Genomic DNA, 12,848 nt, shown 5'->3' with positions numbered 1-12,848 from the left:
GTTTTCCACCGGGCGGATGAAGCCTAAATTGAGCTGGCCGGTCTCCAGGCCGCGGATGATCTCGCCGGTATTGCCAGACGCGATRTGGATGCGGACATCGGGATACTTGCGGGCGATCTTGGCAAGGAAGGTYGGCAGCATGCCCATGGTGGCCGGGTAGATGCTGCCGATCCTGATCTGGCGGATGCGACTGCCGCCGGCTGCCCGGGTCAGTTCGGTGGTCAGGTCGATGTCGCTCAGGATCCGCACACAGCGATCGTAAAAAGTCTCCCCCGCCCTGGTCAGTTCCACCCTTCTGGTCGAGCGGATGAACAGCGGACAGCCAAGCTCCCTTTCCAGCGACATCACATGATTGCTGAGGGCCGGCTGGGCAATACGCATCCTGGCTGCCGCACGGCCGAAGTGCAGTTCCTCGGCCACCGCTTTGAAATAGGAGAGTTGGCGTAGTTCCATGTTCGCGTCGTTTCCTGCATATGGTCGTCAATTTACATACTATAGTTGATAAACTTATAGTGTGCAAATTGCGATCTTTCACGCATGGACATGCGTAAATTGGTCGGTCGCAACTTTGCTCGCCTACGTCGGGAGAAAGGCCTGACGCAGGAGGATATTGAGACGCGATCAGGCTACAGCCAACAATATCTCAGTGGGCTAGAGCGCGGAAAACGCAATCCCACTGTCGTTACCCTTTACGAATTGGCCCAGGCACTTGGCGTGAGCCACGTTGACCTTGTTTCTCCCGATTAGACATCTACACAAATCAAAGCGGCAATGTGATCTTTTCATTTCAGCGGACGCGCGACGGCTCCACTATCGTCATAGCTCATAAATCCGCGGCGACCGGATAGTTCGTTCACCGCGCACCGTCCCTCCAACCGTTCGACGAGGAACATGCTGGCCCTGCAGGGGAATGAGCCGGCACGGCGTCTTCGTTGCAGCGTTGAGACGGCCGCGCCAGGTCATTGGTAGGCACGTTGGAGACGAAGGTATGTCGGACGTCGGCGCCATCGGTCAGCGCTAAAAGGCAGGTTTCCTGACGTACGCCTCCCCACCTTAAGCGGACGAAATGCGGAACCATCACGCTCGGCAAGCAACTTTGTATCCGCACGGTTGCCGATCCTATGGAACTCACAGGACCGAACTGCGTCCGCCCGAAGGAGTCTTCACTCGAGCTGACTGCTTTAAGTATTACTTTCAGTGGAACAGAGCCAACTTAAATAAAATCCGTTCAATAGCTTATCGATAATCCTATCGGGGTATGCCCTACGATACTACTTACCGCAGATTACTGTCGTTCTCTCTCGCCGCAAACGTGACAGGATAATTCCCTGAATATGTGTCGCAGTGCAATGTGAGGGCGTTCGTCATGCTGAGGATCAACATCAAGGACCGCGACTATTTGAGCGGATATGGCGGTTCGTTGAATGTTTACAGCGCAACAGCAACCGGCAGCGCTCTTTTCGTGACCGCAACAGTTGGTTCGTCAGCCAGCGATAGCGCAGTTGCCGATTTAAGCACCGTCGGCTCTGTGACCTCGCTCACGGGGACGACCACTGCGTCTCCCTTGACCAATGATCCAGGCGCGGCGCAAACGTCACCGGCTTCAGGCGCCTCCTCCACAGTCGACGCGACCGGCGGAGCGAGCTTGGCGCTCACCACCGCCACAACGCCGACCGAAGGCACCCCCGACCCGCAGACGATCAAACCACGCACCGTGCTGCCACCAGATCCTTCCACTTCAATCACCACGACGTCGCTGGAGCCGGCTCTGTCAGCTGCTCCTGACGTTGTGCTTCCGGTCTCGGACGCGAGCGATACGTCGAGTGTTCCGGTTCTGAGGTTCTCGGTCGCAAGTGTGGGAACGGCTGAGGATACGTCATCTGCGTCAGCAACGGCGACTTCGGATGCGCCGGCGACCCTCGCCGTAACAGCTTCGACGACGACGATTTTGGCCGTCACAGCTGCAGTGGCCGCGGCTCCTACGCTCAATAAGATCGCCCTCGAAAACATGAAACAGGGCAACCCAAGAAGTGAGTGGGGCGTTGATGGCGACGGCGGCGGGACCATTCAGGGCTTCGCAACCGAAATCAGCTCCAATATCGGCCAGACCGTCGACTTCAAGATAGCGACGGATTCGACCCACTACCGCATCGATATTTATCGTCTCGGTTACTACGGCGGAGACGGCGCGCGCAAAGTCGCGTCGATCGACAAGTCGCTGACGACCGCGCAAATCCAGCCACATCCGATCGTCGACATGTCTCTCGGTCTGATCGACTGCGGCAACTGGTCGGTCTCGGCAAGCTGGGAGATCCCAGCGGACGCCGTCTCCGGCGTCTATATTGCCAAACTGGTCCGTGAAGATGGCGTCGAGGACGCGAGCATCATTCCATTTGTCGTACGTGATGACGCCTCGACGAGTGACATTCTCTTCCAGACCTCCGATACGACCTGGCAAGCCTACAATGCCTGGGGTGGAGCAAGCCTCTACTACGGAGAGGTTCCCGTCGACCCAGCAGACATGATCGGTTACCTGCCTCCAAACTGCAGTTGCGGCCTGACCGCAATTGGGCGTGCATCGGCGATCAGCTACAACCGGCCGATCATCACCAATACCAGCCCGGTTGGCGGAACCTGGGACTACATTTTCGGCGCCGAGCATTCAGCAATTCAATGGCTGGAGCAGAACGGCTACGACGTATCATACGTGACGGGGGTCGATGCTGCCCGAAATGGCAACCTGCTGCTCAACCACCAGGCCTATCTGTCGGTCGGTCATGACGAATACTGGTCTGCCGAGCAGCGCGCCAACGTCGAGGCTGCACGCGATAGTGGCGTCAACCTTGCATTCTGGAGCGGCAACGAGTGCTATTGGAAGGTGCGTTGGGAAAGCAGCATTGACGGCAATGGCCAGGCATACCGGACGATGGTCTGTTACAAGGAGACCTGGGGAACCAGCACCGATCCGAGCAACATTGGCACCGGCACCTGGCGCGATCCACGCTATGCCGACCCTGGTCAGGAACCGGAAAACTCGCTGACCGGAACCATGTTCACGGTCGACAGCTATCGCGCAGATACCATTTCAATCCCTTACGACTATTCGAACCTGCGCTTCTGGCGCAATACCGATGTTGCCAATCTGCAGCCCGGAGAAACATACAATCTCGTACAAAATCTGCTCGGCTACGAATGGGATTCCGACGTCGAAAATGGGTTCCGACCGGACGGGCTGATCAACCTCTCGCTCTCCACTGTGGCAGTGAACACCTACCTCCGGGACTATGGAACTAGCGTTGGCGATGCCGTCGTAAACCACAGCCTGACGATGTACAGAGCCGAAAGCGGAGCTTTGGTGTTCGGCGCAGGTACCGTCTTCTGGTCGTGGGGACTGAACGATCAACACGAGGGCGCAGAGACACCAACCGACCCCAACGTCCAGCAGGCCATGGTCAACATGTTTGCAGACATGGGGATCCAGCCAACCACGCTGGATGCAAGCCTTATCCTCGCCACGCAATCCACTGACAACATCAAGCCGACATCGACGATTACTTCGCCAATCATCGGTGCCAGTTTCGTCGAAGGGCAGCATGTCACCATAACAGGAACGGCCCAGGATTTCGGCGGAGGCATCATCGCCGGGATCGAAGTCTCAACCGACGGCGGACAGCATTGGTTCAAGGCAACCGGCCGCGAGAACTGGAGCTACAACTGGGTTGTCCAGGCCAGCGGCACCTACACGATCATGTCACGCGCCGTGGACGACAGTGTCAACCTGGAAACACCGTCGGCTGGCAAGCAGGTCAGCATCATCCTGCCGGACACAAACAGCCTCTGGACGTTGGCCTCCAAACCCGCGATGGAAACTGCGATTGATCGCGACGGCGTCGAACTCGGGGTCCGCTTTCAGTCCACGACGGGCGGCTCCATCGAAGGGATACGATTCTACAAGGGCTTTTATAACACCGGCGAACATGTGGTCAGTCTCTGGACCAGCACTGGAACGCTGCTTGCAACCGGCGTATCGACAGGCGAATCTCTCTCGGGCTGGCAAACCGTCATGTTTTCCTCGCCGATTCATATCTCGGCTGGAACGACATATATCGCCTCCTACCATAGCAACGGCTTCTATTCTGTCACCGAGAACTATTTCACCACGGGATCGACCTACAGCAACGGCGCGCTGAAGGCGGTCGACGGTGGTGGTGTTTATACATATGGTTCCACCAGTACCTTCCCCGGCAACAACTCTGGCGGGGCAAACTATTGGGTCGATGTCGTCTTCGATGCTGGGCCGAACAGCGTGCCCGTTGCCACCGACGACAGCGGCCTTTCGATCTCACGCAATGGCACACTGACGATTTCCATTGCTTCCCTCGTCGCCAACGATGTCGATCCGAACGGTGACGCGCTTACCATCTCGGCCGTTGGCAATGCCTTGAACGGAACGGTTTCCCTGAATAGCCAGAACGGCACGGTCATCTTCACTCCCAATGCGAACTACACAGGGCCGGCAAGCTTCAGCTACACGCTGTCCGATGGCCGCGGCGGCACTGATCAGGGCGATGTCAGCCTGACCGTCGAGGACGGACCGGTCGGCCAATCACTGTTCCAGGCCGGCGAAGGTCCGGGCAATACCAGCTACAACGACAATGCTCCAATCGAACTGGGCATGAAGTTTGCCGCCTCGGCGAGCGGCACGCTCACTGGCATTCGCTTCTACAAGGCCGCTGGCGATACTGGCGCCCATACCGGTTCAATATGGACTGCTGACGGGACGCTGATCGCCACGGTCACATTCACAAATGAGTCCCTGAGTGGTTGGCAGACAGCCAAGTTCTCCTCGCCAATCCAGATTACTGCCGGAACGACCTATGTTGCTTCCTATCATACGACGGGCAGCTATGTCGCAACCACCAACTATTTCTCGACTGATCATACCAATGGTGCGCTGACCGGCTTGTCGAGCGCAGGCAGCGGCGGCAACGGCGTCTACTCCCTTGGAACGAACACGACGTTCCCAACCTCCAGCTACCAGGCATCGAACTACTGGGTGGATGTCGTCTTCAACCAATCGACGGTCAACAACGCGCCAGTTGCAGCCAACGATAACGGGTTCACGACCTATTCCAACACAGCCCTTTCAATCGCCGCGGCAAGTCTGCTTGCCAATGACACAGATCCTGACGGCGATGCCTTGACGGTGACGGGGGCAAATGGCGCGACGAATGGCACGGTAACGTTTGATAGCCAAACCAACTCCGCCATCTTTACGCCAACGACCGGCTATGTCGGTGCTGCAAGCTTCAGCTACACCATTTCTGATGGTCGTGGCGGAACATCGTCTGCGACCGTCTCTCTCAATGTCGGAGCCCAGGCCACCGGCGCGGGTCTGTTCAGCAGCTCCGATGCACCAAGCATTGCCGCCGACAACGATCCTTCATCTGTCGAACTGGGCGTCAAGTTTGTGGCATCCGAGCGCGGTGAAATCACCGGCCTACGCTACTACAAGAGCGCTCAGGACGTCGGTACCCACGTCGGTTCACTGTGGAGCAGTACCGGTCAACTTCTCGCAACGGCGACGTTTACCAACGAAACGGCAAGCGGCTGGCAAACTGTGACCTTCTCGCAGCCGGTGACCATTTCTGCCGGTGTGACCTATGTCGCAAGCTATCATTCGAACGGCTTCTATGCAGCAACGCCAAACTACTTCACGACGAGCCATACGAACGGAGTATTGACTGCGCCGTCCAGTTCGACGAGCGGTGGAAATGGCGTCTACGCATACGGGAACGGAAGCCTGTTCCCGACCGCGAGCTACAATTCGGCCAACTACTGGGTGGACGTCCTTTATCAGCAGTCGTCGCAAAATGCTGTGCCTGTTGCCGTCAACGACAATGGAATTTCGACGAGTGTCGGAACGCCTGTTGTCATCCAGGCATCAAGCCTGCTCGCCAATGACAACGATCCCGATGGCGACCAGATCTCGGTTGCAAGCGTTGGCAACGCGATCAACGGTACGGTCGTTTTCGACAACCAATCCGGCGCGATCACCTTCACTCCGCTGGCCGGCTATACCGGTGCAGCAAGCTTTGACTACACGGTCCAAGATACTCAAGGAGCGACGTCAACGGCCAATGTCTCGCTCAACGTGACCAATCAGGGCAGCGAGCAGAACGTCTTTGCACCCGGCACGACACCTGCGATCATCTCAGTCAACGACAACAGCCCTGTCAATCTCGGCATGAAGTTCCAGTCGGATGCAGCGGGCTGGATCACCGGTATTCGCTTCTACAAGAGTGAGGACAATACCGGACCCCACACGGGCTATCTCTGGACGGCAAGCGGCACGTTGCTGGCGAGCGCGACCTTCACCAACGAGAGCGCAAGCGGTTGGCAGTCTGTCAATCTTTCGCAGCAGGTCGCAATCGATGCGGATACGACATACGTCGTCTCCTACAGCACGAACGGCAATTATTCGGCGACGGGCAACTACTTCAGTGACACCACGACCAACGGCAATCTGCAGGCCATGTCGTCGGCGCTGAGCGGTGGCAACGGCCTCTATGCATATGGCTCCAGCGGGTTGTTCCCGACGAGCTCATTCAACAGCACCAACTACTATGTGGACGTGGCGTTCAGGCAGCAGCTCGCAGCGTAACAGCGAGTGGGGGAGTATCAATGACAGGTGGCGACAAGCGCCTCCCAGTAACGGTTTTGGCGGGTTTCCTCGGCGCGGGAAAGACAACCATCCTCAACCATGTATTGCGTAACCGGGAAGGACGCCGGGTTGCCGTTATCGTCAACGACATGAGCGAGATCAACATCGATGCCGAGCTCGTTCGTGATGGCGGAGCCAACCTGTCGCGAACCGATGAGACGCTGGTCGAACTCACCAACGGTTGCATCTGTTGCACGTTGCGTGACGACCTCCTGAGCGAAGTGCGCCGGCTTGCCGCCGACGATCGCTTCGACTACCTGCTGATCGAGGGGACCGGGATTGCCGAACCTCTGCCGATCGCCGCCACATTCTCCTTCCGTGACGAAAACGGCAGCGCGCTTTGCGACGTTGCCAGGCTCGATACGATGGTTTCCGTCGTCGATGCGGCCAACCTTCTTGCCGATTATTCGAGCGCAGACTTCCTGAGTGATCGTGGCGAAAGCCGCGACGCGGACGACGAACGGACACTCGTCGACCTTCTGGTAGAGCAGATCGAATTTGCCGATGTCGTCGTGATCAACAAGGTTTCGGAGGTCAGTGCGGAAACACGCGCGATGGTGCGCCAGGTCGTTGCCGCGCTCAATCCCGATGCGCGTGTCATCGAGACGGACTTCGGTCACCTGCCGCTTTCCACCATTCTCGATACCGGGCTTTTCAGCGAGGCGAAGTCCTCCCGGCACCCGTACTGGCACAAGGAGCTCTATGGCTGGGGCGATCACGTTCCGGAAACCGAAGAATACGGGATTACGAGCTTCGTCTATCGCGCACGCCGCCCCTTTGACCCGGCAGCACTCGATCGCTTTCTCGCGCAGCAATGGCCGGGCCTCATTCGCGCCAAGGGGCACTTCTGGCTGGCAACACGGCCGAGCGAAATCGGACTTCTTTCGATTGCCGGCACACAGCGGCGGATGGACACCAAGGGCTTCTGGTGGGCGAGCGTATCCAGGGCGCACTGGCCACGCTACCCGCAGTTCCGTCAGTTGCTCGATCGGTATTGGGACGCCGTGTGGGGCGACCGCCGCCAGGAACTCGTTTTCATCGGCGCGGGCTTTGATCAAAAGGCGATCAGCGCAGCGCTCGACGACTGCCTGATCGGAGACGAAGCAAGCTTCGACCCGGATCTCGGCAGACATCTGACGGATCCGTTCCCGGCCTGGCAACAGGCACAGCATCACCATCCATGACCACGCATCAAAACGAGGAGACGACAATGAGCAATGAACTCTATGCAGACGGAATTGGCGAAATCACTGTCACCGGCACCATCGTGCGCATCGATCTGATGTCGCTGTCGGCCACAGAGCGCGATCAGAACAACAACCCGAAGCCGGTCTTCCGTCAGCGCATCATCATGCCGGTCGACGCTTTCGCGAATGCAGTCGATCTGATGCAGAAGGCCCTTGTTGGATTGGTCGAAGCCGGTGCGGTGCGCCGGATCAACGATCTGCCATCAAGCCCGAAGGCCGAAATCATCCAGCCGTCGGGTAGCTCGGCAAACGCATCGCCGAACTTCAACTGACCAACGCCACTTCTTCAACCCAGACACCCGGGTGGGCCATGAGTACTTTTTTGCACACCAATCTACACTGCCTTGCTCTCGTTGCACGCCATCACGGCGTCGATCTGTCGCCCGAGCGCCTGCAGCACGACTATGCAGTCGACGAACGCCYGGTCGAAATCCGGCAGTTGCTGCGCATGGCCAAGGATGCCGGACTGCGCGCAAGGCAGATCAAGCTCTCCTGGACATCGCTGCTCCAGTTGGGCGAAGCCTTCCCGGTTCTGGCAGAACTCGACAACGGCAACTGGGTCGTCATTGCCGGCCCCGCCATGGGTGAGGAAGAGGCAAAGATCAGGGTTCTCGACCCGCTCGCCGAGCGCCCTGACTTCATTCTCCTGAACCAGGAGCAGTTCATCAGGTCCTGGTGCGGATCTGTGGTGATGATGAAGCGGAACTTCGGCATCAATGATGCCGACCAGCCCTTCGGCTTCCGCTGGTTCATTCCTGAGATCATCAAGCAGCGCAGTTTCTTCCGCGATGTCGCCCTTGCCGCCATCGTTCTTTACGGCCTTGGCCTGATGACGCCGATCTTCTTCCAGCTCGTCATCGACAAGGTGCTCGTCCATCAAAGCTACGCAACGCTGACGGTCCTGACGATCGGCATCGCCATTGCGCTTGTCTTCGATGCGGCCTTCAGTTTCCTGCGCCGATACCTGTTGCTCTATGCCACGAACAGGATCGATATCCGCATTGCGACGCGCACCTTCGGCCATCTGCTCAATCTTCCCATTGCCTTGTTCGAGCAGGCATCGGCAGGTGTCCTTGTCAAGCACATGCAGCAGACCGGCAGGATCCGCGAGTTTCTGACCGGCCGCCTGTTTCTGACACTTCTCGACGGCGTCTCGCTGCTGGTCTTCATTCCGATCCTGCTTCTCTACAGCGTGAAGCTGACGCTCGTCGTCATCGGCTTTGCAGCCCTTGTCGGCCTCGTGGTCATGCTCCTTGTCGGCCCCTTCCAGCGCCGCCTTCAGGCACTCTACAAGGCCGAAGGCGACCGACAGGCCTTGCTCGTCGAAACCGTCCACGGCATGCGCACCGTCAAGTCGCTGGCGCTTGAACCCCGCCAGCGACGCGCCTGGGACGACTATTCGGCGCAATCGATCTCCGTCCGGTTCCGTGTCGAGAAGATCTCAACGGCTGCTCAATCGATGACCGGACTTCTCGAGAAGCTGATGAGTGTCGCCATCATCGGGCTTGGCGCGCTCGATGTCTTCAATGGCGCGATGACGATTGGTGCGCTGGTTGCATTCAACATGCTGGCTGGTCGCGTCTCTGGCCCGCTTGTCCAGATCGTGACGATGGTACACGAGTACCAGGAAGTTGCACTTTCGGTGCGTATGCTCGGCGAGATCATGAACCAGCGCCCGGAACAGGCCGGTCGGGGTCGTGGTATCCGCCCGCGCCTTCGAGGCAACATCGAATTCGACAAGGTGACGTTCCGCTACGGGCCGGACGGCCCGCCGGCGCTCGACAACGTCTCCTTCAGCATTCCCGCCGGCTCCGTCTTCGGTGTCGTTGGCAAGAGCGGTTCGGGCAAGACGACGATCACCAGGCTGATCCAGGGTCTCTATCAGAACCAGCAGGGCATTGTGCGGATGGACGGCTATGACAGCCGCGAGATCGACCTCGTGCATCTGAGGACGAGTACAGGCGTCGTGCTGCAGGACAACTTCCTCTTCCGCGGAACCGTTCGCGAAAACATCGCGGCAGCAAAACCCGATGCAAGCATCGAGGAAATCATGGAAGCGGCACGCATTGCGGGCGCCGAGGAGTTCATCGAGCGGCTTCCGCGGGGTTTCGACACGATGCTGGAAGAAAACGCGTCGAACCTGTCTGGCGGTCAGAAGCAGCGTCTGGCAATCGCCAGAGCACTTATCACCGACCCTAAACTTTTGATTCTCGACGAGGCCACCAGCGCGCTCGACCCTGACAGCGAGACGATCATTCGTCAGAACCTCAGCCAGATTGCGGCAGGAAGAACGGTCGTCATCGTGTCTCACCGGCTCTCCACGCTGGTCGACGCCGATGCCATTCTCGTCGTCGAACGCGGCAAGATCGCCGATATCGGCAGGCATGATCAGCTGGTCACACGCTGCATGACATATCGTCACCTTTGGTCACAGCAGATGAGGCAGGTAGCATGAACGCGCGCGCTCAAAAGCCAGGGGAGAACCTGCCTGTTCCAACGACCGCCCCGGTCACGCAGCCGGCCCTCAGGCGCTCGCTGCCATCAGCGATTGCGGAGTTCCAGTCGGATGCCGTGGAACTGGAAGAGCGCGCTCCGCCAAGGGTCGCCCGCATGACGCTCTACGGCATCACCGCATTGATTGCAGCGGCCATCACCTGGGCGTCGGTGTCATCGATTGACGAGGTCGTCGTTGCTCCGGGCAAACTGATCACGACTGAGCCGACCATCGTCGTGCAGCCGCTCGAAACATCAATCATCCGAACGATCAATGTGGCGGCCGGCGCGATCGTGCAGAAGGGCCAGGTGCTTGCCACGCTTGACGCGACGTTCAGCCAGGCTGACGCCGATCAGCAGCGGGCAAAATTTGTTGCACTCGACGCCCAGGTGAAGCGTCTGGAAGCAGAGCTTGCCGGTGCCGACTACACCCAGACGGCGGGCGGATCGCGCGACGAGCTGCTTCAGATGCAGCTGTTCGGACAGCGCCGCGCCTATTACATGGCTCAATTGCAGAACTACGATCAGCAGATCGCGGCCCAGGCGGCGACGATTGCTTCCAGCCGAAACCAGGAGGCAGTCCTCACCAATCGACGCGAAACGCTGTCCCAGATCGAGGGCGCCAGGGAGCGGCTTTATAATCGCGAGAGCGGATCCCTGATAACGCTTCTGGGGTCGCGTGACGCCCGCCTTGACGTCGAGACCAGTCTTTCGGCCGTCCAGGGCAGGGCCGATGAGGCCGAGCATACCTTCGCCAAGCTCAAGGCGGACCGACAGGCATTTATCGAAGACTTCAGGCGCGCAGCCATGGAGCAGCTTGTCGACCTGCGCAGCCAACGCGACACTGCCGCCGAAGAACTGAAGAAGATGGAGCTTCGCCGCGACATGGTGGTCCTGTCTGCGCCGGCTGATGCCGTCGTGCTTGACCTTGCGGCGCGCTCCGTCGGCTCCGTCGTTCGGGAGGCAGAGCCGATCTTGACGCTTGTTCCGCTCAACGTCCCGCTTGAGGCAGAGGTCAACGTCAATACGCGTGACATCGGACGTATCACGGCGGGCAAGGATGCACGGATCAAGTTCGACGCCTATCCGTTCCAGAAGTTCGGCACCGCGTCCGGAGCGGTCAGGACGGTGAGCCGTGACGCTTTCACCCCGTCCCAGCAGGAGGCAGCGACCCAGTCGCCAGCGCCTTACTTCAAGGCACGCATACCGCTTGCAGATCCAAGGCTCAAAGGTTCGGAGGAGCCCGTGCGACTGCTTCCCGGCATGACCGTTTCAGCCGAGATCATGGTGGGGCGTCGCACCGTCATCTCCTACTTCCTCTATCCCATCTTGCGAGGGCTCGACAGCGCAATCAGAGAACCCTAATACGTCAGCGGTCTCCTTGTTGGCGGATGCCTGATGGCTCCGCCTCAGCGCCTCGCGTCCCGTGGGGATGCAGCGGCCTCGACAATATGCTAGTCGCACTGTCACCATCCAGGGAGGAATCGGTGACGGCAGCGACCAATCCGGCAGATGCTCGGGCAAGCGAGTTGATACGACGCATTCTGGATGAAAGCCCGCTGAAGGCAGCGAGCTTCATCGTGACCATCTACGGTGACGTCGTCGAGCCGCGCGGCGGCATTGCCTGGATCGGCAACCTGATCGAGACCTGCGCGGACGTTGGCATCAGCGAGACGCTGGTGCGCACCGCAGTCTCCCGGCTCGTTGCCGCCGGCCAGCTTACGGGAGAAAGAGAGGGGCGGCGCAGCTACTACCGGCTGTCACGGTCCGCCGGTAGCGAGTTCGCGGCAGCGGCCCGCGTGCTGTTTTCTGCTCCCGAGGATAGCGGGTGGCAGTTCGTCCATGTAACGGGGCCAGCGGTCGAAGACGCCATGCAGGCGCTGAAGCGCGCTGGCCACGCGCGTCTCAACGACCGCCTGGCGGTCGGCCCTGCAAGGGCGGTGACCGCGACAGTGCCTTCCCTGGTTTTCCGCGCAGAACCGCCACAAGATCCAAAGGCCCTGCAAGAATTCGCCTCCGAGTACTGGGATCTGACAGTGCATGCGGAAGCCTATGCGGTTTTTCTGGCGCAGTTCGGCGCTCTGCTCAGCCCGGCTGCCTCCGTCAGTTTTTCGCCTTCCCTAGCGCTGACCATCCGCCTCCTGCTCGTGCATCGCTTCCGCGCCGTTCATCTGCATGATCCAAGATTGCCCTCAGGCGCACTCTCCGACGATTGGCCGGGAAAGGCAGCGCGGCAGCTGTTTGCGCGGGCCTACAGACAACTTTCTCCGGCCGCAGATGCCCACGTGGCCCGCACCTTCGTCACGGCTTCGGGCCCGTTGTCCGCCTCGACCGCAGCGACGGTCCTACGGCTGGAGATGCTGGCCCACGAGGCTTTCTAGCAA

General features: G+C 59.4%; 8 protein-coding genes. 7 read left to right on the top strand and 1 reads right to left on the bottom strand.

What is annotated here, in order from left to right:
- Nucleotides 1-453: LysR family transcriptional regulator (locus AC1DE4_RS07105; protein WP_477880771.1), on the bottom strand; the 453-nt coding region annotated here is incomplete at its 3' end.
- An 84-nt stretch (nucleotides 454-537) separates the two neighbouring features.
- On the opposite strand from AC1DE4_RS07105, the gene AC1DE4_RS07100 reads away from it, so the two are divergent.
- The 7 genes from AC1DE4_RS07100 to AC1DE4_RS07070 all read left to right on the top strand — a co-directional run bounded on the left by AC1DE4_RS07100 (nucleotide 538) and on the right by AC1DE4_RS07070 (nucleotide 12,845).
- Entirely contained in the window at nucleotides 538-747 is a 210-nt protein-coding gene (locus tag AC1DE4_RS07100; RefSeq protein ID WP_477880769.1) for a helix-turn-helix domain-containing protein, read from the top strand.
- A gap of 619 nt (nucleotides 748-1,366) precedes the next feature.
- Complete coding sequence (locus AC1DE4_RS07095) at nucleotides 1,367-6,664, top strand: DUF4082 domain-containing protein (protein WP_477880767.1); 5,298 nt, start codon at nucleotides 1,367-1,369, stop codon at nucleotides 6,662-6,664.
- Between the two features lie 20 nt (nucleotides 6,665-6,684).
- Nucleotides 6,685-7,908: a GTP-binding protein gene (locus tag AC1DE4_RS07090; protein WP_477880765.1), complete on the top strand. Its 1,224-nt coding sequence runs from the start codon at nucleotides 6,685-6,687 to the stop codon at nucleotides 7,906-7,908.
- Between the two features lie 26 nt (nucleotides 7,909-7,934).
- The gene (locus AC1DE4_RS07085) at nucleotides 7,935-8,243 is read left to right on the top strand and encodes a hypothetical protein (RefSeq protein ID WP_025660548.1); all 309 of its coding nucleotides are present in this window, start codon (nucleotides 7,935-7,937) and stop codon (nucleotides 8,241-8,243) included.
- 38 nt (nucleotides 8,244-8,281) lie between these two features.
- A complete protein-coding gene (locus AC1DE4_RS07080; RefSeq protein ID WP_477880762.1) occupies nucleotides 8,282-10,426 on the top strand; it encodes a peptidase domain-containing ABC transporter in 2,145 nt (714 codons plus the stop codon).
- Entirely contained in the window at nucleotides 10,423-11,829 is a 1,407-nt protein-coding gene (locus tag AC1DE4_RS07075; RefSeq protein ID WP_477880760.1) for an HlyD family type I secretion periplasmic adaptor subunit, read from the top strand. The genes AC1DE4_RS07080 and AC1DE4_RS07075 overlap by 4 nt, the downstream gene beginning before the upstream one ends.
- Before the next feature lie 122 nt (nucleotides 11,830-11,951).
- Entirely contained in the window at nucleotides 11,952-12,845 is an 894-nt protein-coding gene (locus AC1DE4_RS07070; RefSeq protein ID WP_477880758.1) for a PaaX family transcriptional regulator C-terminal domain-containing protein, read from the top strand.
- Nucleotides 12,846-12,848 lie beyond the last annotated feature (3 nt).

This window comes from Rhizobium sp. 10N414 (assembly GCF_056394785.1).
This window is presented reverse-complemented; position numbering and strand designations above follow the sequence as displayed.

Bases quoted from the DNA above. Each gene is read 5' to 3' on its own strand.
- AC1DE4_RS07100 (WP_477880769.1), top strand. From the start codon at position 538: ATGGACATGCGTAAATTGGTCGGTCGCAACTTTGCTCGCCTACGTCGG.
- AC1DE4_RS07095 (WP_477880767.1), top strand. From the start codon at position 1,367: ATGCTGAGGATCAACATCAAGGACCGCGACTATTTGAGCGGATATGGC.
- AC1DE4_RS07090 (WP_477880765.1), top strand. From the start codon at position 6,685: ATGACAGGTGGCGACAAGCGCCTCCCAGTAACGGTTTTGGCGGGTTTC.
- AC1DE4_RS07085 (WP_025660548.1), top strand. From the start codon at position 7,935: ATGAGCAATGAACTCTATGCAGACGGAATTGGCGAAATCACTGTCACC.
- AC1DE4_RS07075 (WP_477880760.1), top strand. From the start codon at position 10,423: ATGAACGCGCGCGCTCAAAAGCCAGGGGAGAACCTGCCTGTTCCAACG.